Source organism: Fictibacillus phosphorivorans, assembly GCF_001619875.1.
In the GTDB taxonomy this organism is placed as follows: domain Bacteria; phylum Bacillota; class Bacilli; order Bacillales; family Fictibacillaceae; genus Fictibacillus; species Fictibacillus phosphorivorans_B.
In genome coordinates, this window is sequence record NZ_LRFC01000001.1 from 778,223 (window position 1) to 799,964 (window position 21,742).

The 21,742-nt window shown below is 40.3% G+C and carries 19 protein-coding genes; 16 read left to right on the forward strand and 3 right to left on the reverse strand.

The features are described 5' to 3' along the window. Positions 1 to 18 precede the first annotated feature (18 nt). Genes hpaI through hpaD form a run of 5 tightly spaced genes read left to right on the forward strand, consistent with a single transcriptional unit; the run spans position 19 to position 5,716 of the window. Positions 19 to 942 carry a 2,4-dihydroxyhept-2-ene-1,7-dioic acid aldolase gene (hpaI, locus tag AWM68_RS04015; RefSeq protein WP_066237162.1) on the forward strand — a complete coding sequence of 308 codons (924 nt, stop codon included), beginning with the start codon at positions 19 to 21 and terminating at the stop codon, positions 940 to 942. Further along, the gene (locus tag AWM68_RS04020) at positions 943 to 1,734 is read left to right on the forward strand and encodes a fumarylacetoacetate hydrolase family protein (RefSeq protein ID WP_066237165.1); all 792 of its coding nucleotides are present in this window, start codon (positions 943 to 945) and stop codon (positions 1,732 to 1,734) included. Next, positions 1,718 to 3,232 (forward strand): 5-carboxymethyl-2-hydroxymuconate semialdehyde dehydrogenase, encoded by a 1,515-nt coding sequence (gene hpaE, locus AWM68_RS04025; protein ID WP_066237167.1) that lies wholly within the window; start codon positions 1,718 to 1,720, stop codon positions 3,230 to 3,232. Before AWM68_RS04020 ends, hpaE begins: the two co-directional genes overlap by 17 nt. A gap of 12 nt (positions 3,233 to 3,244) precedes the next feature. Further along, positions 3,245 to 4,720 (forward strand): 4-hydroxyphenylacetate 3-monooxygenase, oxygenase component, encoded by a 1,476-nt coding sequence (gene hpaB / locus AWM68_RS04030; RefSeq protein WP_066237173.1) that lies wholly within the window; start codon positions 3,245 to 3,247, stop codon positions 4,718 to 4,720. A gap of 12 nt (positions 4,721 to 4,732) precedes the next feature. Continuing rightward, a complete protein-coding gene (gene hpaD, locus AWM68_RS04035; RefSeq protein WP_066237176.1) occupies positions 4,733 to 5,716 on the forward strand; it encodes a 3,4-dihydroxyphenylacetate 2,3-dioxygenase in 984 nt (327 codons plus the stop codon). A 216-nt stretch (positions 5,717 to 5,932) separates the two neighbouring features. On the opposite strand, the gene AWM68_RS04040 is transcribed toward hpaD, so the two are convergent. Next, on the reverse strand, positions 5,933 to 8,002 hold the full coding sequence (locus AWM68_RS04040) for a sigma-54 interaction domain-containing protein (protein ID WP_066237180.1): 2,070 nt from the start codon (positions 8,000 to 8,002) through the stop codon (positions 5,933 to 5,935). 174 nt (positions 8,003 to 8,176) lie between these two features. Here AWM68_RS04040 and yfcC point away from each other — a divergent pair, with 174 nt between their 5' ends. The 11 genes from yfcC (at position 8,177) to AWM68_RS04095 (ending at position 19,299) form a co-directional block, all read left to right on the forward strand. Then, complete coding sequence (gene yfcC, locus AWM68_RS04045) at positions 8,177 to 9,679, forward strand: putative basic amino acid antiporter YfcC (protein WP_082820552.1); 1,503 nt, start codon at positions 8,177 to 8,179, stop codon at positions 9,677 to 9,679. 32 nt (positions 9,680 to 9,711) lie between these two features. Beyond that, the gene (gene iadA, locus AWM68_RS04050; RefSeq protein ID WP_066237183.1) at positions 9,712 to 10,884 is read left to right on the forward strand and encodes a beta-aspartyl-peptidase; all 1,173 of its coding nucleotides are present in this window, start codon (positions 9,712 to 9,714) and stop codon (positions 10,882 to 10,884) included. 98 nt (positions 10,885 to 10,982) lie between these two features. Further along, positions 10,983 to 11,438 (forward strand): pyridoxamine 5'-phosphate oxidase family protein, encoded by a 456-nt coding sequence (locus AWM68_RS04055; protein WP_066237186.1) that lies wholly within the window; start codon positions 10,983 to 10,985, stop codon positions 11,436 to 11,438. A 141-nt stretch (positions 11,439 to 11,579) separates the two neighbouring features. Next, positions 11,580 to 11,966 carry a hypothetical protein gene (locus tag AWM68_RS04060; protein WP_066237189.1) on the forward strand — a complete coding sequence of 129 codons (387 nt, stop codon included), beginning with the start codon at positions 11,580 to 11,582 and terminating at the stop codon, positions 11,964 to 11,966. 122 nt (positions 11,967 to 12,088) lie between these two features. Then, positions 12,089 to 12,694 (forward strand): TVP38/TMEM64 family protein, encoded by a 606-nt coding sequence (locus tag AWM68_RS04065; RefSeq protein ID WP_066237192.1) that lies wholly within the window; start codon positions 12,089 to 12,091, stop codon positions 12,692 to 12,694. A 97-nt stretch (positions 12,695 to 12,791) separates the two neighbouring features. Further along, on the forward strand, positions 12,792 to 13,541 hold the full coding sequence (gene map, locus AWM68_RS04070) for a type I methionyl aminopeptidase (protein WP_066237195.1): 750 nt from the start codon (positions 12,792 to 12,794) through the stop codon (positions 13,539 to 13,541). Between the two features lie 155 nt (positions 13,542 to 13,696). Further along, positions 13,697 to 14,098 (forward strand): DoxX family protein, encoded by a 402-nt coding sequence (locus AWM68_RS04075; RefSeq protein WP_066237198.1) that lies wholly within the window; start codon positions 13,697 to 13,699, stop codon positions 14,096 to 14,098. Between the two features lie 173 nt (positions 14,099 to 14,271). After that, positions 14,272 to 15,630: a magnesium transporter gene (mgtE, locus tag AWM68_RS04080; protein ID WP_231868362.1), complete on the forward strand. Its 1,359-nt coding sequence runs from the start codon at positions 14,272 to 14,274 to the stop codon at positions 15,628 to 15,630. 244 nt (positions 15,631 to 15,874) lie between these two features. Then, positions 15,875 to 17,695 carry a GAF domain-containing sensor histidine kinase gene (locus AWM68_RS04085; RefSeq protein ID WP_082820553.1) on the forward strand — a complete coding sequence of 607 codons (1,821 nt, stop codon included), beginning with the start codon at positions 15,875 to 15,877 and terminating at the stop codon, positions 17,693 to 17,695. 1 nt (position 17,696) lies between these two features. Next, a complete protein-coding gene (locus AWM68_RS04090) occupies positions 17,697 to 18,335 on the forward strand; it encodes a response regulator (protein WP_066237203.1) in 639 nt (212 codons plus the stop codon). A 136-nt stretch (positions 18,336 to 18,471) separates the two neighbouring features. Then, positions 18,472 to 19,299, forward strand: a complete 828-nt coding sequence (locus AWM68_RS04095) for a GNAT family N-acetyltransferase (protein WP_066237206.1) — start codon at positions 18,472 to 18,474, stop codon at positions 19,297 to 19,299. Positions 19,300 to 19,507: 208 nt separating this feature from the next. Here the strand turns inward: AWM68_RS04095 and AWM68_RS04100 are convergent, their stop codons facing one another. Together AWM68_RS04100 and AWM68_RS04105 are read right to left on the reverse strand one after the other, a co-directional pair. Beyond that, the gene (locus AWM68_RS04100; protein WP_066237208.1) at positions 19,508 to 21,124 is read right to left on the reverse strand and encodes an MDR family MFS transporter; all 1,617 of its coding nucleotides are present in this window, start codon (positions 21,122 to 21,124) and stop codon (positions 19,508 to 19,510) included. 71 nt (positions 21,125 to 21,195) lie between these two features. Beyond that, a complete protein-coding gene (locus AWM68_RS04105) occupies positions 21,196 to 21,633 on the reverse strand; it encodes a MarR family winged helix-turn-helix transcriptional regulator (RefSeq protein ID WP_066237213.1) in 438 nt (145 codons plus the stop codon). Between the last annotated feature and the right edge of the window lie 109 nt (positions 21,634 to 21,742).

Sequence of the window (21,742 nt, forward strand, 5' to 3'; positions counted from 1 at the left end):
GTTTAAGGAGATGGAAAAATGAACGTAGAAGAAGCAAAAAAATCATTGAGAGGCTCCATTGCGCCCATCATCACCCCTTTTCATGATGATGAGTCATTGGATCTTGATACTCTTAAAAGTTTAATAGACTGGCACATTCAGTCTGGAAGCCACGGAATCTCTGTAACCGGAACTACTGGTGAGCCATCATCACTAACGTTAAAAGAACGTGAGCTTGTTATGGAAACCGCGATAAAATCCGTAAACAAGCGTGTGCCAATCGTACCTGGAACAGGCTCAACCAATCATCAAGAATCTCTTCATTTAACAAAACTCGCTCAAGAAATGGGAGCAGATGCCGCTATGGTAATCGTCCCATACTACAATAAGCCTTCTCAGCATGCTTTATATAAACACTTTAAACTGATCGCTGATTCAGTAGATATACCGCTAATCATTTATAACATCCCAGGAAGAACAGCCGTAAACCTAGAAGTGAAAACATTGGCACGCCTTAACGAGGACTGCCCGAACATTATTGGAGTGAAGGAATCCAATAAAGACTTTGAACATATTAACCGTGTTTTATTAAACTGCGGACGCGACTTTTTGCTGTATTCAGGTATTGAACTTCTCTGTTATCCGATGCTTGCCATTGGCGGAGCGGGATACATATCGGCAACAGCGAACGTATTGCCTTCAAAAGTTGCAGAAGTGTATAACGCATGGGAATCAGGAAATGTAGAAGAAGCATTGAAACTTCATTATGATTTAATGCCGCTAAACGACGTCCTATTTAAAGATACAAATCCAGCTCCGTTAAAAGCAGCACTTGGAATGATGGGAAGAATCAATCCGAAATTAAGACTGCCGATGGACTTGCCAACTGAGTCCCTCCAAAAAGAGATCAGATCTGTACTTGCTGATTATGGTTTAGTAGAAAAAATAGGGAGTGAAGTATAAATGAAGCATGCACGCGTAATTTTTGAAGGAAGAGAACAAAAGGGAACGGTTGTTGATGATGTGATTACATTCTCATCTGGTAAAACAGCAAATATAAGCGAGATCGAAACATGGCTGCCTCCATTTCAGCCGAACAAGATGATCGGACTCGCACTGAATTATGCAGACCATGCTGATGAATTAGGACTTGAAAAGCCTGCTGAACCTGTTTTGTTTATCAAGCCAAATTCATCACTTGTAGGACACAAAGGGCAAGTGTTCTATCCAGATGGTGCAACTTATATGCACTATGAAAATGAACTTGCAGTCGTTATTGGTAAAGAGGGAAGAAACATTAAAGCTGAAAATGCGATGGATTTTGTAAGCGGTTACACGATTGCGAATGATGTAACAGTACGCGACTTTGTTAACAACTGGTACCGTCCGCCTGTACGTGCAAAAGGACATGACACGTTTGGTCCGATGGGTCCTTATTATGTAGATGCTGCTGACATCCCGGATGTTACAAACCTTGAACTGCGCACATATGTAAACGGTGAGTTAAGACAGCAAGGGAACACGAAAGATCTGATGTATTCAATCCCTGAAATTATTGAATTCGTATCGTCGTTCATGACGCTTGAACCTTATGATGTGATCTGGACAGGTACACCAAAAGGCATTTCTCACGTTCACCCTGGTGATGTTGTACGGCTTGAGATTGATTATCTAGGATCACTTGAAAACACGATCGTTGATGGACGAACTGAAAAGGTGCCAACGGGAGGGAAGGGTAATGAAGCCGGAAATTAAAGAAATGATTCAGCACTATATTGGCGGACAGTTTGTTTCGGGGCATAAAGGAGACTTTTTTGTTAACGTTAATCCCTTTACGAACGAAAAGATCAACACGGTAAGTGAAGGAACGAAAGAAGACATCAATCTAGCCGCTAAAGCCGCAAAAGAAGCCTTTAAACAAGGTCCTTGGGGCAAGATGAAGCAGGAAAAGCGTCTTCAATACATTTATAAGATTGCCGAGCTTATCGACCGTGATATCGAAGAGATTGCCTTGCTGGAATCGTATGATACAGGACTTCCTATTGCTCAAACGCGAAAAATGGTAGGACGTGCTGCGGATAACTTTAGGTTTTATGCCGAAATGGTAAAAAACCGCATGTCAGGTGAAGCGTATCACGTAGATGACGAGTTCATGAATTATACCATTCAAAAGCCTGTTGGTGTTGCAGGGTTAATTACACCATGGAACGCACCGTTCATGCTTGAAACTTGGAAGATCGCTCCTGCTCTTGCAACAGGAAACACTGTTATCTTAAAACCTGCAGAGTGGTCACCGCTCTCGGCTAATAAACTAGCAGAACTTGTTGATGAAGCAGGACTTCCTCACGGTGTTTTTAACGTCGTTCATGGTTTTGGTGAAACGGCTGGTGCGTCACTTGTTGCTAATGAAGATGTGCAGCTTATCTCATTTACTGGAGAGACAAAGACGGGTTCAGAAATTATGAGAAATGGAGCTGCTACTCTTAAACGCTTCTCAATGGAGCTTGGCGGAAAGTCGCCGATCATCGTATTTGATGATTGTGATTTTGAACGCGCACTTGACGCTTGTGTATGGGGAATCTTTTCTTTTAATGGAGAAAGATGTACGGCAAACTCTCGGTTATTCGTTCAAGAATCCATTAAGGATGAGTTCGTTGCCCGCTTGAAGGAGAGGGTAGATAACATTATCGTTGGCGATCCATCTAATCCGGAAACAGAAGTTGGACCGCTCATCCATACAGAACACTATGAAAATGTGAAACGTTACCTGCATGTTGCGGCAAATGAGGGGGCTGAAATATACAGCCAGACTCTCTCTGAATCGCTTAAAAAAGGAAACTTTGTAGCTCCAACCCTTCTATTAAACGTGAAAAATGAAATGACGGTCGCACAAGAAGAAATCTTCGGACCCGTTTTGTCTGTCATGACGTTCAAAGACGAAAGAGAAGTCATCGGTTACGCAAACGATATCAAGTATGGCCTTGCTGGCTACGTGTGGACGAACGATATGAAAAAAGGTCTTCGCGTTGCAAACGCGGTAGAAGCGGGTATGTTATGGGTCAATTCACAAAACGTTCGCGATCTTCGCATTCCGTTTGGAGGGTCAAAGAATTCAGGTATTGGTCGAGAAGGCGGCCATTACGCGTTTGAGTTTTATACAGAGATGAAAGTGGTGCATGTTGCACTCGCGGATCATCATATTCAACAGTTCGGAAAGAAAAAACAAACGCTACAGACGGAAGCAAAACATTAAGGAGGGATTTCTTTGCCTGCACGCACGGGAGAACAGTATATTCAAGGAATTTCAAAGGCTAAGAATAATGTTTGGATTCATGGTAAGAAAGTAGATGATGTACCTTCTCATCCCGCATTTCGAAACATCGTAAGATCCATTGCCAACCTGTATGACCTACAGCACGAAAAAGCAGACAAGATGTTATACACCTCTGAACAAACAGGTGATAAAGTCGGACTTTCCTTTATTGCTCCTAAAACGGTAGACGATCTCATCCGCCGCCGTGAAATGATTTCTGAGTGGGCATGTTACACAGGTGGGATGATGGGTCGCACACCTGATTACTTGAATACAAGCGTCATGGCATTTGGTACGTCAGGCAACTTTTTTGCGCAAAATGATCCGATGTTTGCCGAGAACGCCAGAAAATATTATGACTATTGCCGAGAAAACGACATCAGTTTAACACATACGCTTATTCACCCTCAGACTAATCGATCAAAAAAGCAGTCTGAGCAAAAAGATCCATATCTATCTGCTCGAATCGTTGAAAAAAACAAAGACGGAATCGTAGTGAAAGGTGCTAGATTGCTCGCAACGCTTGGTGGAGTGACTGATGAGATCGTCGTTTTCCCATCTACATTGAATAAAGCCTCATCTGAAGATGATCCGTATGCGATGGCTTTTGCGATTCCGAACAATACAGAAGGCTTAAAGTTCTTATGTCGTGAATCGTTTGATACAGGACGAAGTCAATGGGATCATCCGCTAAGCTCGCGATTTGAGGAAAGTGATGCAATCGTAGTTTTTGATAATGTACTTGTGCCATGGGAGCGCGTTTTTGTAAGCGGAAGCTCCGATATTTGTAACCGTACGTATGTCGAGACGAATGCGATTGTTCACATGGCGCATCAAGTAATTGCTAAAAATACCGTGAAAACGGAATTTGTGTTAGGCGTTATTTTAAACATGATGGAATCCATTGGCATCGATGTATTCCCGCATGTTAAAGAAAAGGCATCCGAAGTCATGCTGATTCTTGAAACGATGCGTTCTCACCTATATCGTGCGGAACACAACGCTTCGATTGACAAATACGGAAACATGACACCAGACTTTGCGCCGCTGAACGCAGCGCGTAACTGGTACCCAAAAATGTATCAGCGTATCGTTGAGATCGTTAAAATTCTCGGAGCATCAGGATTGATGGGGATTCCGACAGAAGCGGACTTTAACGCAGACGATATTGGCGAACTTGTGCATCGTTATACACAAGGAGCTAACATTGATGGTTACGAGCGCACGCAATTGTTCCGCTTGGCATGGGACATCTCCATCAGTACGTTTGGCGGCCGCCAAGCACTTTATGAGTATTACTTCTTTGGTGATCCTGCCCGTATGTCGAACATCTATTATGATCAATATAACAAAGAACCTTATAAAGCGATGGTGAAGGATTTTCTGCAGCGTGTGAATTCCAAAAGCCATAACTACACGAGTGTATAGGAGGTAGTCGTCATGGATTTTAACATTATTCGAATTGCACGTGTTGTCATGAACGTTACAGACCTCCACGCTTCCCGTGATTTTTATGTGAATGCTCTAGGATTTATTGAAACAGCTTCTACTTCAGAGTGGATGGCTTTACGTGGACTGGAAGAACACTCGCATCACAGTCTTTTGTTGAAAAAGGCAGATAAACCTGGCGTTCATGTGGTGAGTTATAAAGTTTGGGAAGACAGCCACTTGAATGAGCTGGAAACCTTTTTTAAAGGAAAAGGGGCTAAAGTGCTGTGGAAAGATGCAGACCCTTCAGTTGGAATCGGTAAAACTTTATGCGTTGAAGATCCTTCTGGTATACCCCTTGAGTTTTTTGTTGAGATGCAAAGTGTAGAGCGCTGCATTCAAAAATATGACCTTTACCGCGGAGCTCGTGTACAGCGTATTGATCACATCAACTGCATGGTACCAGATGTGGAAGCGGCAGTTCAGTTCTATACAGATGAACTCGGATTTAGAGTTTCGGAATATACAGCTACTGAAGATGATCGGACATGGGCAGCATGGCTTCATCGCAAACCAACTGTTCATGACGTTGCCTTTATGAACGGTGAAGGTCCTCGTCTTCATCACGTAGGCTTTTGGCTATCTGACCCGATGAGCCTGATTCATTGCTGTGATGTGATGGCGAGCATGGGTTATGCAGATAATATTGAGCGCGGGCCAGGACGTCATGGCTTATCGAACGCCTTCTTTTTATATGTACGTGATCCCGATGGAAATCGGATCGAACTATATAACGGGGATTATCTGACAAGTGACCCTGACTTTAAACCGATCAAATGGGACATTAACGATCCGAGGCGTCAGACGTTCTGGGGACACAAAGCACCAGACAGCTGGTTTAATGAAGCAACTTCCTTCTTGAATCTTGAAAAAGGTGAGCCTGTAGAGCTGAAAAGTCCTACTTTGGCGCAGCGTAAGCCTGATTTTGTGACTTGATTAGGCGGAAAGTATAAGTAGGTTAAAGAAAGCTGGCTCCAAGTGTGATGGAGTCAGCTTTTTGATGTATTTTAGTAAGGAATGGGCATATTGGTTGAGACTTGTGCTCGTTCAACGAGATTTATGCTCGTTCACGAAGCTTTATGCTCGTTCATGAAGCTTTTTGCTCACTGAAGAGCCCCATCCAAGATTTACAAGCGAACCGCTAAAAAATCTTCATACCAATTCACTTTTAACAAAAACTAGTCCGCTCTCGGTCAGCCGCGTTCCTTTCCGTCCTTTTGCTTTCACGATGTACCCTTTCCGCTCTAGGAGATCTAAGCGCAGCCTGATTTGAGCTTCAGACAGCGTTACGCCTTTTGATTCCAATTCCTTCAATAAACTTTTCCGGCTAGATGCTTTACCAGTAATATGGTTGTGATAGATACACTCCATAAGTGTTGCCTCTTCATTTGGTGCGATAAGCGGCAATTCCTCTGTGGTCGCTGCTATCTCTTGCATCGCCTCTCTCTCTAATGACTCCTTAAAGCTTCTTATTCTCATCACTTCCTGAGGTAGATCTGATACGGTTATCCTCTCTCCGTCACATACGGCAAGCATATATTCAATGGCATTCTTCAATTCTCGAACATTCCCTGACCAGGAACGGTTTATAAGATGACCAATCACTTCGTTGTCCACTTTCATTTTTTTAGTTGAACGCATCGAAAAAAAATGATTGAGTAATAGTGGGATATCGCCTTTCCGCTCACGCAGTGCAGGGATTTTTAAATAAAGAACGTTTAACCGGTGATACAGGTCTTCACGGAATAAACCTTGTTTAATGTCGGATGCTAAATCTTTGTTCGTTGCAGAAATAACTCTTACGTCAATTGGGAGGACGCGTGTTCCTCCAACTCTCCTCAGTTCTTTTTCCTGGAGAACCCGAAGGAGACGTGTTTGAAGTTTGACGCTAATGTCTCCAATTTCATCAAGGAAAATGGTGCCGCCTTCTGCTTGTTCGAAGAGCCCTTGTTTTCCGCCTTTTTTGGCACCCGTAAAAGCGCCTTCTTCATATCCAAAAAGTTCACTCTCCAATAGATCCTCTGAAAGAGCAGAACAGTTTACTGCTAAGAACGGTCCGTTTCTTCTGCCTGATTCGTTATGAATGGAACTTGCAAAAAGTTCCTTTCCAGTGCCGCTTTCGCCTTGTATGAGGAGAGAAAGATCTGTTGCAGCAAGCTTCTTTGCAATATTTTTTGTTCGGACGATCTCTTCGGAATTGCCGATAATATCGCTAAAGAAATATTTCCCGATATAACCTTTTCGTTTTAGTTCATGTCGTGCCGCTTTCTCCATTGAGATCGTTGTACTTGTATTCTTAAATGTAGCAATCATCGTGTTATCTGCGGGCAATGTAAATCGGTGAACCATTACATTCGTATCATGAATTGTGAAAAATTGGTCAGATTCTTCGTTTTCCGTAGCGATCAAAAAATGTAGCAATTCTTTATCTCTAATAATTTGTCTAATATTTTTGCCTACGGCTTGTTTTGAAGCGGTTGAAAATATGTTCTCCAGTTCTTCGTTAAATACGGTAATCTTTCCCGTATGATCAAATGATAGAATACCATCATTTACACCATTTAATACTTTGTCCAAATGTTCGTTAAGTTGAAGGGCCTTTTGGTTAGCGAGTGCAAGTTTCTTGGACAGCTGTATAATTTTTTCTGTAAACCGCTCAGAAATGCCTGTTGCACGGTCATCTAAGACATCAAGTTCGCTCAAAATCTCTGTTATAGTAGTAATGTCAATTAGGCGTACGCCAATATTAATGATTTTCTTAACCTCTTTCGGCACGAGATGCATCTCGCCAGGTGTCACAGCGATATCTGCATATTGATACTGAGGAATCCCTGGGTAATAGGGAAGGTAGTTTAAGTGATCGATGCCTAGATGTATGAGAGTTTGTACGGATTGTTCGACGGTTTGTGGAAAGTCATTCACATACATAACATCTGTACCTTCTGGCAGTTGCAGAAGCTGGTCCATATATTCGTAGTTGACGGTACGCCTTGCAGTAATCACTTTACATGAGTCACTCAAGCAGTGAGCTACCTCCCGTTTTATCAGATAAGATGAAAGAATAACAATTTCATTCTCTAAAAGTGAAGGGAGCATTTCTTCGGAAGAATAACTTCTAATATGAAAAAAATCACCTAAGATGGATTGAAGTTGATGTGATAGTGCAATACGTGTTTCTTTTGTGCCTGCTAATAAAACAATCTGTTTTTGGTTCTCCATCATCTACACCTTCTTTTAATGGTTTCTTTTAGGTCGTTAATTGGCTATAAAACTATTATCTTATAAACATCCAATTTATGAAACAATATCTTTAAAAACCTTTTACACAGGGCGACTGAATCTTGGCATAATTCTTGCAATTAATAAAAGGTGAAATACAGAAGAGGGGGAGTTAACGTGAATAAGAAAAAAGGATTTACAATGCCGGATACCTTTGTAATCGTGTTTTTCGTTGTAGCATTAATGGCGTTATTGACGTATGTCATTCCGGCGGGTCAATTTGAAACAAAAGAAACGACCTATACGCAAGGTGGGGAAGAGCAGACTAAAACAGTACTTGTTCCTGACAGCTTTTCGTATGTAAAAGGGGAAGACGGTGAACCGGCTACTCAAGGTGTTAGCTTGTTTGAAGAAGGTGGCGGTGCCGGTTTCTTGAACTATATCTTTGAAGGCTTAGTAACTGGGGATAAGTGGGGATCAGCAGTAGGGGTTGTGGCGTTTATCCTTATTATCGGTGGCGCATTCGGAATTATTATGAAGACGCGTGCGATAGAAGATAGTATTTTAAAGATGATTGACCGTACGAAAGGGAAAGAAGTCCTTATTATTCCGATCATGTTCTTGTTATTCTCTTTAGGTGGAGCGGTTTTTGGTATGGGTGAAGAAGCCATTGCGTTTGCGATGATTCTTGTGCCAGTCGTAATTGCTCTTGGCTATGATGCGATTACAGCAGTTATGATTACGTATGTTGCTACACAGATTGGATTTGCAACATCCTGGATGAATCCATTTGGTGTAGCGATCGCTCAAGGGATTGCTGGAGTTCCTGTACTGTCAGGTGCACCATTCCGTATTGGGATGTGGGCATTCTTTACATTAATAGGTATTATTTATACATGGATCTACGCTTCTAGAATTAGAAAAGATCCTAAACGTTCATTATCTTATGAATCCGATGCATACTTCCGCGAAGATTTTAAACAATCGGATATTAAAGCGAACTTCGGTACAGGACATATCCTTATCCTATTAACTATATTAGCTGGGGTAATCTGGATTGTATGGGGCGTTGTTGAAAGAGCATATTACATTCCTGAAATTGCAACTCAATTTTTCACAATCGGATTAGTAGCGGGTATAATTGGAGTAATCTTCAAATTAAATAACATGACAGTAAACGGTATATCTGATGGTTTCAAGCAAGGAGCTAGAGATATTCTTCCTGCAGCCCTCATTGTGGGTATGGCAAAAGGGGTTATCATCATGTTAGGTGGAGACAATCCAGCTGAACCATCCGTTTTAAACACAATGCTTAATGCCGCAGGCGGTCTGGTTTCAGATGTTCCTGTAGCCGTTTCGGCATGGATCATGTATGTATTCCAAGCCGTGTTCAATTTCTTTATCGTTTCAGGTTCCGGTCAAGCTGCCCTTACTATGCCGTTAATGTCTCCACTTGCTGACATGGCAGGTGTTACTCGACAAGTGGCCGTTCTAGCATTTCAGCTTGGTGACGGATTTACAAACATGATTGTACCGACTTCAGGGGCATTGATGGGTACCTTGGGTGCGGCACGTATCGAGTGGTCCAAATGGTTCAAATTCCAGATTAAGTTTCAGCTATTGTTGTTTATTTTAGCCTCTATTGTAATCGTTACAGCAGTACTTATTGGTTTTAAATAATCTATCTTTGAAAAAATAAAGGAATGATTCACATGTTTACACTTATAAAAGGCGGTGAGGTATACGCGCCTCATTATCTCGGTAAAAAGGATATTCTATTAGCTGCCGGGAAGATCGCAAGCATCTCTGAAGGTATTGAATGGCCTGCAACAGCTATTGATATCCATGTTATTGATGCATCAGGAAAAATAGTGACCCCAGGCTTTATTGATGCTCATGTTCATATAACTGGAGGCGGTGGAGAAGGCGGATATAAAACGAGGACTCCTGAAATCTATTTGTCAGATGTTACGAAAGCAGGTGTGACAACGATTGTTGGTGTCATTGGGACGGACGGGATAGCGCGTACAATGACCAGCTTAATCGCAAAAGCAAAGGCGTTAAAAGAAGAAGGGATCTCATGTTATGTTCACACTGGGTCTTATCAAGTACCGGTTAAAACATTAACTGGCAATATTGAAACAGATATAATGATGGTTGATGAGATCATTGGTGTGGGGGAAATTGCGATTGCTGATCATCGTTCAAGCCAGCCGGAAGCTTCCGAACTGGCCAGGCTCGCTTCACAAGCAAGAGTTGCTGGCATGCTTTCAGGAAAAGCAGGTGTTGTAAACATCCACCTTGGCGATAGCAAACGGATGTTATCTTTAATTGAGGAAGTTGTGGAAACAACAGATCTGCCTATTTCTCAATTTTACCCAACGCATATTAACCGGAATTCCTATTTGTTTGAAGCGGGGATTGAATATGCAAAAAAAGGCGGCGTCGTAGATTTTACAACAAGTACGACAAAGCAATTTTTAGAAGAAGGCGAAGTTAAATGCAGCATCGGCCTTAAAAGAATGCTTGATGCAGGGGTCGCTATTGAACAAATAACATTTACATCAGACGCACAAGGAAGTTTGCCTGCGTTTAATGAATTTGGCGAATTTACGGGACTGCGTATCGGTAAAGTGAATTCCCTGTATGGTGAAGTGAAAGATGCCGTTAAGACGGAAGGTGTTCCTCTTCAAACAGCACTTCAGACAATCACTTCTAATCCAGCTCGTGTTTTGAAGCTGAAGCAAAAAGGAAGACTGCAAGAAGGTCTGGATGCTGATCTTGTTCTGCTAAACCAAGACCTAAGCATAGATTCTGTTATTGCGTTAGGACAAGTAATGATACAAGACGGAGAAGCCGTGATCAAGGGAACATTTGAAGAGTAAAGGAAGCTGATTTTCAGCTTCCTTTTCACTTTTAAGTTAAGAAATATATGGTAAAATAAATAGCATACATATTTTAAACAATTAAAGGTGGGGATCACATGGCGAAACAGGAAATACCAACAACGTTAAGTCCTGAATTGTTTGAACACCTGCAAGGCGAGCAACTCGTATTATTAGGAACGGTAGATGCAGCAACGAAAGCACCATCCATTAACGCAATTTCCTGGGTAAAAAGTTTGTCAGATGAAAAAATTAGATTTACTGTTACGAACAATTCCCGCATCGTAACGAATATCCAGGATAACCCGAATGTCGTCCTCACGGTTGTTGGTCTAGAAACCGTGTATTCCATTAACGGAAAAGCAAATATTCTTGAATTTGCAATGGAAGGCGTGCCTCTTAAGCTTGCAAAGATTGAAGTTGATATTGAGCATGTATTTGAAAGTATGTTCTGGGGTGCAAAGATCGTTCAAGAACCTGTTTACGAAAAAACATATAATGAAAAGAAAGCAAAAGAGCTAGACGTGCAAGTATATAAAGCTTTAATGAAATAAAGTTAGCATCTAACAACGAAGAAAAACTGCAGACTGATTGTTGAAACCGTCAAACACTTAGTGATGACGGTTTTTGTTTATCAAATTTACTAGTTAACGTACATTTTTATTAAACGGCAACAAAGAAAAGGAGGATTCACGATGACCATAACATGGCGCTTATTACTTTTTTCTGGTCTGATTTCTTTAATAATCGGAATTGTAAATGTAACAAGTTTGTTAGAGGTTAGATCAGATGGGTTAAATGTTTGGGGCTACATTCTGCTTTTCTGGGGAATCGCTGCCATTATGAGTGCACTCAACCAATTCAAATACAATGCGCTAATTAAAGTTTTAGCAGCGGCAGGTATTTTACTTAACGGTTCACAGGGAATCTATTCTTTCCTTTTCCCTGGAAATGTGGGGGCAGGAGAGATGAACAGCAGTAGTGTTTTGTATGCATTAGCGTCCTTCGTAGCCGCTTTATGCTGCATGATGATTATTGGTAAGAGGATAGAAGATACCCCTTCAAAATCAGTCAGTAAATAGTGAGCTTTTCTTTCTTTGTGATAAAATTAGAAAACTAACTTTTTATTTTTTAGGGGAGTTTGTTTTAAACAAGTTAACAGTGGCAACGATGAGGATATGAGGAAGAGAAGGGTGAACGATTGATGGACTGGAGAAATTGGGAACGCTATTTTACTGAAAAAAAAATACTACAGCTGCTTGATCAATATGAGGACCTTGGTTTTTTGCCGGGAGTGCTTCTGCCAATGCTTGAATCCTTCTTGCCAATTCTGCCTCTTTTTATTTTTGTAGCAGGAAATGCTGCTGCATATGGATTTTGGTTAGGATTTCTTTATTCGTGGATAGGGGTATGTACGGGGTCTATCATCGTTTTTATGCTTGTCCGAAAATTTGGCCAAAAAAAATTCCTGGATTTTTTGAACAGACACACGAACACAACTCGGATGCTAAATTGGGTGGAGCGGCACGGTTTTGGAATGCTGTTTCTTATTTATTGTTTTCCGTTTACACCATCTGCATTAGTAAACGTTGTTGGCGGCCTTTCGAGAATTAATACGAAGACATTTTTGCTAGCTTTAGCTCTCGGGAAATTAGTTATGATCGCCATTGTTTCCTTTATCGGATATGACTTTGTTGACGTGTTAAAAAGTCCCCTTAAGCTCGGATTGATTTTGTTTGGCATATTCGTGCTATGGTTGGGCGGTAAAGTGGTAGAATCAAGACTAAAAAAATCAGAGCATCGGGCATAGATTCATTGCTCGATGCTTGTTTCTTTTCCAATTAACCCGTTTCACGAACCTCTTTGGACTGGAATATAGATAACAAAGAGGAAGGGGAGAATTCGGGTTGATAAAGCTTAAATCAAATAAACAGATTGAGAAGATGGGAGAGGCAGGAAAGCTCCTGGCATCCTGTCATCAAGCATTAAAAAAATTAGTAAAACCGGGAATAACTACTTTGGAACTTGATCAATTTGTAGAAAATTTTTTATTGGAGCGTGGTGCTACACCTGCTCAAAAAGGCTATATGGGATATCAGTATGCAACATGTGCCTCTGTTAATCACGAGGTATGTCACGGGCTTCCTAATAAGAAAGTGCTGAAAAATGGAGATATCATCACGATCGATTTTGTAGTGGATCTAAATGGCTGGCTCGCGGATTCAGCTTGGTCATATGGAGTTGGAACCATCTCGAAAGAATCTCAACGGTTGTTGGATACAGCAAAAAAAGCATTATATAAAGGAATCGATCAAGCGCAAGTTGGCAACAGATTGGGAGATATTGGTTATGCGATTCAGTCTTATGCTGAGAAAAAGGGTTATTCTATCGTAAAAGAATTTATTGGGCATGGTATTGGACGCCGTATCCATGAAGATCCTCAAGTACATCATATTGGAGAACGAAGTACAGGAACAACGCTCAAAGAGGGAATGGTTATTACGATAGAACCCATATTAAATGTAGGTATGCCTTATATAACCATGAAATCTGATGGATGGACTGCAATTACCTTCGACGGGAGTTTATCTGCTCAATATGAGCATACTGTTGCGATTACAAAAGAGGGGCCAATTATTTTAACAGAACAAGCTTAAAAGATTTTTTGCCGCATATTCTTTATTAAGAAAGCGGTAAATTTTTTTGGGTATAAGGTTATTTTTTTAAAGTAACTTGACATAGACAAGTTACTCATTGTAATATACTAACATAAAGTAAGTTAAAAAATGAAAAAGAAAGAGGGAGTTATTCAATGTTATCACTAGGATTGCTTATTATCCGATTAGTTGTTGGTCTTGCACTTGCCGCACATGGTGCACAAAAGTTATTTGGCTGGTTTGGTGGTTATGGCTTAAAAGGTACAGGTGGGTGGATGGAATCAATCGGCATAAAGCCTGGCTACACAATGGCATTATTAGCAGGGCTTGCTGAATTTGGAGGAGGACTTTTATTTGCTGCAGGACTTTTTACTGAAATCGGGGCGATTTTAATTGCTGGAACGATGCTTGTGGCCATTTTAAAAGTGCATTTGCAAAACGGGTTCTGGGTAACAGCTAACGGATATGAGTTCAACTTGATTTTAATCGCAGTAGTTATTGGTGTTGCCTTAACAGGTGCAGGGGAATATTCACTGGATTACCTCTGGTTGAAATAGGGAATAGAATAAAAACTTACGAGTAGAAAACCACTTTTGATAAGTGGTTTTTTTCTTTGTCAAATACCATATCCTATGAGTAGAATGAGCACAGCAAAGTTGCCGCGAAACAATAGTCACATGTAGTTAAATAATTTATAATAGTGAAGTACTTTATAAGGAGGTGACGTTCCTTGTTTAAAGAGATGTCAGAAAATCAGATTTTATTGTATATAATTAAAAACTTAAAAGAACTGCGCAAGAAAGAATTTCAGCTCTTAATTGATGAACTGCACCCTTATGATATAGCTAACGTGTATAAGAATCTGCCAGAGAAACACAGGCATAAGTTCGTAACGTTTTTAACAACGAGACAGATTGCTTCCTTAATTCAAGAACTTGATAGTGATCTGCAAATGGAGATTCTGCATAAACTTGGCATCGAACGGTCATCTCATATCATGAACTTGATGGAAAACGATGATCTTGCTGATCTTCTTGGTAACTTGGACGTTAATGAGATCCAAGATTTCTTATCATCAATGAAAGCAGATGAATCCAAAACCGTTCAAAGCCTGATGCAATATGAGCCAGATACAGCTGGTGGAATCATGACAAACCGCTTTGTTTGGATTCCGCAAGTGTATACCGTGCGCGATGCGGTTGAAAAACTAAAAACATTCGCTGGCTTCGCTGAAAACATCTATTATTTATATGTGATCGATGATGATAAAAAACTGGTTGGTGTAGTTTCCTATCGTGATCTTCTGCTAGCGGAGATGCACGAAAAAATAGAAGATATCATGTATAACAGGGTCATTTCCGTTCCTGCAGAAACTGATCAGGAAGAAGTAGCCCGAACGATCGAGCGTTATGACTTTATCGCAGTTCCTGTAACAGATGAACAAGATCGATTGATCGGGATTGTAACGGTCGATGATGTACTCGACGTATTAATTGAAGAAGCAAACGAAGATATTGAAAAATTATCAGCAACTGGTAAATCGATTGATTTTCAAACCAGTGCACTTATCGCTTCGTATCGAAGACTTCCTTGGCTCATCTTGCTCCTTTTTATCGGAATTCTGTCAGGAAGCATCATCAGTACGTTTGAAGGAACGATTGAAAAAGCAGTAGCGCTCACATATTTCATGCCTATGATTGCTGGTATGACGGGAAATACGGGGACACAGTCGCTCGCCGTCGTAGTGCGCGGACTCGTGTCACATGATATAGACCGCCAGACCATTCTTAAATTAATTCTGCGTGAATTTGGTGTTGGTTTTATTATAGGTGTTACATGCGGTATTATCATTTCAATCGTAGCTTATTTGTGGAAAGGTAATCTAATTTTAGGATTTGTAGTTGGAAGCTCTTTATTCTTTACATTAATAATTGGAACATTAGCAGGAACGCTTATTCCGTTGCTGCTTTACAGACTTAAGATTGACCCCGCAGTAGCGTCTGGACCACTCATTACAACACTGAATGATATTTTTTCGCTTTTGGTCTACTTTGGTACAGCAACTATGTTCTTATCTCATTTATTGTAGGTGTTTGAATAGAGCTTTCGTACTAGTTAAACTACATCCTTTGCTTAATAGAAACACACCGTTTCAAATGGGATAATGATATAAAACATATGTTTTTCCGAAATTGGTCAGCGGCTATGCCATTCGACTAATTTCGGTTTTTTTACGGCTGAATCGAGCGGTTGAATCGCTATGATATAATAAAATAAATTGACAGATTATTTTGATAGGTTTACCGATGATTTAGATAAAGCGGGTGAGAAAATTGGAGATAAACCGAGATAGAGTAGCTAGTTCATTTATTTCACTTAATATTACAGCCGGAATAGTCATATGGATTCTAAGTCTGTTTTCAATCTCTAAAACGCCTGATCTTCTCGTTTTCTTAACGCTATTGATTTTTCTATTTATAACAGAATATTATCCAATTCCGATCTGGAAAGGGATTAGCGCATTGAGCTTTCCTTTGCTGTACACGATCGAGCTTCTTTACGGATGGGGTATAGCGGTTTTTGTTTTTGGTTTTATTGTTTGTTCTGTTCATACATTGAATCGGCGACCACTAAGGATCGTGCTCTTCAATCCATCACAGCTGATGATCAGTTTTTTTGGTGCTGTTCATCTGACAGATCTTTTACTATCAACTTTTACCGCACAAATGAGTACGTTTTGGACGGCGGAAATACGGATGATCGGAATATCCATCTTTTATTATCTCTTCAATAATTTAATTGTGGATATCGTGCTTCTTTTACGACCGCAAGTCTATCATTTTCAATATTGGAAAACAAAAACGATCTCAGAAACACTTGTAACGCTCTTTTCTGTTCTCTACATTACGTTAATGTTTCTGTTGGGCAGTCAAAATCGTGGGGTTGTAGATGCTTTTTCCTACATCTTTTTCTTCTCACCATTGGTCGCAATTGCACTTATCTGTTCCTTTATAGCGAGGCTGCGTCAGGAGCAAAACAGGTTGAAAGCACTTTATGATATCAGTACGACATTTAATGCTCAACTGCCTTCTAAGAATTGGTTAAAGCAAGTGGAACTTCCTTTCTTAGAGTTTCTTGGAACAGATGCTGTTCTTCTTTTTCTCTTTGACGGAACTACATGGAAACTAGCCTACGAAAATGGTGTTCTTTCTACGAGGAAGGATCTATCAGAGAAGATGCTCGAACATATTGAGTCTAAATCTAGAATGGTTTTGTTTAATGAGAAGAATGAAGAGAACGGCTGGGTGTTTCATTATTTTCATAACAGCATAAAGTCGGTTGTAATCGCGCCGCTGACCATTGAGGATGAAGTTACAGGTGTCCTTCTAACAGGAAGGACCAGAACACATTCATTTAACTCTGTTGATGAGCAATCAATGGCGACGCTTGTTAATCAACTGGCAGTTGCGTGGAAATCCAAACTGCTGATCTCTGAACGTGAAAAACGGGTGCTGTTAGAAGAAAGGAACAGAATTGCCCGTGAAATTCACGATGGTATTGCACAAACGTTGGCCGGGTCTGTTATGCAGCTTGAAACGGCTCAGCGCGTTTTTGAACAAAAGCCTGAGAGAACAAAGCAGCTTGTAGCGGTTAGTACTGAGAAATTAAGGGGAAGTTTAAAGGACTTGCGAGAATCGATCTACGCACTGCGTCCATATCCAACCGAACGAATTGGGCTTCATCAAGCCATTGGAGCCAAGGTTAAAGCAATAAAAGATGAAGGTCACAGCGTTCATATCCGGTTCCAAGAGCGCGGTACTAGGTATCCGCTTAGTACAATGGTAGAGAAAGTCATTTTTGATATCTTTCAAGAAAGTCTTCATAACACGCTGAAGCATGCAGATGCAAGTAAAGTGGAAATTCTTTTAAGCTACTCTAAAGAACAAGTCACTTTTAAGATAAAAGACGACGGGAAAGGTTTTTCGCTTTTTGAATCGATGATCAAAGCGAGGCAAGAACCCCATTATGGCATTTTGAACATGAATGAATTATCCGAGAGTTTAGGTGCATCCCTTCACATTGACTCTGCAAAAGGAAAGGGAACCGAAATTAAATTACACATTCCTCAAATCGAATCCAAGGAGGCTTTTTAATATGATTTCTATATTACTTGTAGATGACCATGCTATTTTACGAGATGGATTAAAGAACATCTTATCCTTTGAAGATGATATCAAGGTTGTAGGTGAATCTATTTCAGGTGAGGAAGCGTTAACTGCAGCTCAAGAATTAATGCCGGATGTTATCATTATGGATATTAACTTGCCAGGAATGAACGGCGTGGAAACAACATCTGTTATAAAAGCGAAGCATCCGAACATTCGTATTCTTGTTCTGACTATGTACACACATGACGAATATTTACTTGCTGCTTTAAAAGCCGGAGCAGATGGCTATTTGTTAAAAGATGCTCCATCCGAACATGTGGTCGATGCCATACATGCAGTTTATAGAGGGGAATCAATGATTACCCCAAGAATGACAAAGAAACTAGTAAACATCCACCTTCAGCAGACACAAGTAAAACAAGACGAATCCAACTTGACTGACCGTGAGCAGGAAGTGTTGATCGGGTTAGTCGAAGGTTTAAGCAATAAAGAAATTGCTGATAAACTGTTTATTAGTGATAAGACAGTAAAAATCCATGTAAGTAAGATATTTAAGAAGCTTGAAGTGAAAAGCCGCTCTCAAGCTGTTATCTATGCCGTACAAAATCAGCTCGTACCGATGTAAACCAAACCAGTCTGCTTGGCTGGTTTTTTTGTTGCGTACAATAGTCAAAAAAAACTATCAGATCACATTGAAAAAAATGTTGCATTTTTCCAATTGTCAGCTAAAATATATAAAAACATAGGGAGGAGAAGAACAGATGATAATTAAGACGGATCAAACCTGGCATGAAAAAGTAATCGACTATCTAAGTGAAGAGCCTGCTCTAAATTTATTTATTATTGCAGACATTGAAAACTTTGGCTATGAAACTGAATTTCAGGAAATCTGGGCTGATGTGGATGAAGACGGGGCAATAACAGGTATTCTTCTCCGTTACATGGGTAACTATCTGCCTTATGCAAAAGGAAGTATTAATGCCAAAGCATTTTCAGAGATTATTAATAACGATCACAATTATGAAATGCTTTCCGGCAAAAGGGAAATAACCGAACAGTTTCGGCCATATGTAGCTTTTGAGCGAACAAAAGAAACTTATTTTGCTGAACTAAGAGAGGCTCAATACTTAAACAAAAGCATTTCCCGAGAAAATATTCTTCTAGCCGATCTCTCAGATGTAGATAGCATTATGGAGTTAAGATACATGATAAAAGAGTTTGACATTCGGCCAACAGCTAAAGAAAGCTTGGAACAAGCGTTATCTACTAAAACAGGCCGTACCTATTTAATAAAGGATCATGATAAGGTCGTTTCTTGTGCATCTTCAACGGCTGAGAATTCATTATCAGCCATGATTGTGGGCGTGTGTTCGCATCCGGATAAAAGAAATCAAGGTCTTGCATCACTATGCATGGAAGCGCTGTGTCAGGACATCTTGGCTGAAGGGAAAGCACTTTGTCTTTTTTACGATAATCCAAAAGCAGGATCCATCTATAAGCGATTAGGATTTCAGGATATCGGATTTTGGAGCATGAATTATCCACTGCGTCATTCCTTGCCAGAACAGAAAACTACACTTGTGAAATAAAAGACAGTTTTTGAAAGATGGCTATATTGCCAGCACTTCATGTTCTACAGGGAAAATATATCATTGTTGATGAAGATTTGTGCTCGTTCAGCGGGTGGTAAGCACGCTGGACGAGCGCCATCCGAGAAATACGACAACCAAAGACGAAATAAGCAAATAAAAAGACGGCAGGGGAACAATAATGTTCCCTGCCGTCTTTTCTATCCAGTTATCCCAGCTTTCGCTCCGCTGCTTGTTCTTTTGATGCAGTTTTCTCTTCATTGGACGTTCTTAACGGAATTTCTTTTAAGAAAAAGAAAGTAAGCAAGAACGCAGATCCAATTACGATAGCACCCGTTAAGAAACCGCCGTTTAAGGCATAACTTAGTGACCCACGCAAGATTTCTAAAACTTGTTTGATAAAAGCAAGTGACTCAGGTGGCAGCGCACTAAACTTTTCAAGCACTGCACCTTGATTTAAAAGCACTTGTGGGTTTGCCAGTTCTTTAATCTGCTCACCCATCTGAGGTGAGATGTTAGGTGTTGATGCAATTAATTTTTGAGTTTCTTTGTTAAAGTGGTCAGTAAGTGAATTGTTCATAACACTTCCCATAATTGAAACACCAATTGTCCCTCCTAACTGTCTGAACAGCTGAACGGATGAAGTCGCAACACCCAAATATTTATGTTCGATCGCATTTTGTACAGTTAATGTAAAGATAGGAAAAGCAATACCTAATCCTGAACCCACTAAGATCATGTTAAGAATAGCAGTTGTATTTGTCGTCTCGGTATCCATAAAATGCATGCTCGTCATACCGCTTACCATGATGAAAAGTCCAAGCAAGGCAAGCTTTTTGTACTTTCCGGTCTTTGTTACAATCTGTCCGCTTATCGTACTTCCGGCAACCATCGCGAGCGTAAGAGGCATCATCACAAATCCGGATTTAGTAGCAGAAGTACCCATTACCCCTTGAATAAAGAAAGGCATATACATGATTGATCCAAACATTCCAGCCCCTAAAAAGAAACCGATGATGTTAGAAACCGTAAACACCTTATTCTTAAACATATCAAGCGGAAGCACTGGGCTAGTGACACGCTTTTCTGTACGAATAAATAAGAAGAAAGCAACAATTGTTACGGCAAATAGTCCGATGATTTCAGGTGATACCCAGTCATATTGATTTCCTGCCCAAGTAAAAGAAAGCAAAAGAGGGACCATTGTAAGTGTCAAGAGAAGAGAACCTGTGTAATCAATGGACTCTTTCTCTTTTCTTTGTACAGATGGAAACAAAAAATGGATAGCCAGAAAAGCAACTAAACCAAACGGAAGGAAGATCCAGAACACCCAATGCCAATGGAAGTGATCAACGATATATCCTCCTAATGTTGGACCGAACACACTTGCTAACCCGAAAACACTGCTCATGATTCCCTGCCATTTGCCTCGTTCGCGAGGAGGGAATAAATCACCAACAGCTGTAAAAGCGGTTGACATGATCATCCCGCCTCCAAACCCTTGAATACCTCGATAAGCAATAAGCTCAAGGATGCTTCCGGATACACCGCACAACAGCGATCCTACACTAAAAACACCAATCCCTAAAAGGATAAAAGGCTTTCTGCCGTATATGTCAGACAGTTTACCAACCAAGATGGCTGTAATGCTAGAAGTCAGCATGAAGATTGTAAAAACCCAGCTGTAATATTCAATCCCGCCAAGATCAGCAATGATTTTTGGCAGTGATGTACCAACGATTGTTTGGTTTAAGGCAGCAAAAAGCATAGCTGCCATTATGGAAAGCATGATAATGACTTTCCTTCGCATTTCTAAATGTTCCATCATGTCGCCTCCTATTCATGTGATAAATAGTTAATAAAGTGAAGTATCATCAAAAAGCAAAACTGCTTTAACTAATCCAGCAGTTTTGTTGAAGATGCTATCATGCGTTTCATGTCTTCATCAGTAAGGTTAGCAAACTTTTCCCCTAAATACTTGTTTTTAATATCGTCCATTTTTTTAGCGATATCTTTGCCATCTTCTGTAATTTCCAAGTAAACAATTCTTCGGTCAGAATCTGATCGAACACGCTGTATATAGTTTTTTCCAACTAGGCGGTCTGTAACAGCGGTTATATGGCTGGATGACACCTTTAATTCATTAGCAATTTCAGACGCCATTAAAGGACTCTGAATAAATAGAGTCTGCAATACAGCAAATTCGTTGCTTGGTATATAATCCGAGTACACTTCGTTCAGACCTTTTCGCAACGTCCGAAAAAGTCTTCGTAAACTCATTTCAAGGTCACGTTCTAATTCATTTCTTTCTTGTGATTGCTCTCTGTTCTCCATCTTAACACCCTTGCTTTTTGTTTCTTCTACTAGTATATGATAATTTATATTTAATAAGAAAGAAAGTAAAAGGTTTGAGGAGAAGGAAATGATGAAGAATTCTACGTTG

Coding starts and splice junctions, on each gene's coding strand:
- AWM68_RS04055 (WP_066237186.1), top strand. CDS start 10,983: ATGGCGAAACAGGAAATACCAACAACGTTAAGTCCTGAATTGTTTGAA.
- AWM68_RS04065 (WP_066237192.1), top strand. CDS start 12,089: ATGGACTGGAGAAATTGGGAACGCTATTTTACTGAAAAAAAAATACTA.
- AWM68_RS04060 (WP_066237189.1), top strand. CDS start 11,580: ATGACCATAACATGGCGCTTATTACTTTTTTCTGGTCTGATTTCTTTA.
- hpaI (WP_066237162.1), top strand. CDS start 19: ATGAACGTAGAAGAAGCAAAAAAATCATTGAGAGGCTCCATTGCGCCC.
- AWM68_RS04100 (WP_066237208.1), bottom strand. CDS start 21,124: ATGGAACATTTAGAAATGCGAAGGAAAGTCATTATCATGCTTTCCATA.
- hpaD (WP_066237176.1), top strand. CDS start 4,733: ATGGATTTTAACATTATTCGAATTGCACGTGTTGTCATGAACGTTACA.
- hpaE (WP_066237167.1), top strand. CDS start 1,718: ATGAAGCCGGAAATTAAAGAAATGATTCAGCACTATATTGGCGGACAG.
- AWM68_RS04075 (WP_066237198.1), top strand. CDS start 13,697: ATGTTATCACTAGGATTGCTTATTATCCGATTAGTTGTTGGTCTTGCA.
- AWM68_RS04040 (WP_066237180.1), bottom strand. CDS start 8,002: ATGATGGAGAACCAAAAACAGATTGTTTTATTAGCAGGCACAAAAGAA.
- AWM68_RS04105 (WP_066237213.1), bottom strand. CDS start 21,633: ATGGAGAACAGAGAGCAATCACAAGAAAGAAATGAATTAGAACGTGAC.
- AWM68_RS04090 (WP_066237203.1), top strand. CDS start 17,697: ATGATTTCTATATTACTTGTAGATGACCATGCTATTTTACGAGATGGA.
- iadA (WP_066237183.1), top strand. CDS start 9,712: ATGTTTACACTTATAAAAGGCGGTGAGGTATACGCGCCTCATTATCTC.
- AWM68_RS04095 (WP_066237206.1), top strand. CDS start 18,472: ATGATAATTAAGACGGATCAAACCTGGCATGAAAAAGTAATCGACTAT.
- AWM68_RS04020 (WP_066237165.1), top strand. CDS start 943: ATGAAGCATGCACGCGTAATTTTTGAAGGAAGAGAACAAAAGGGAACG.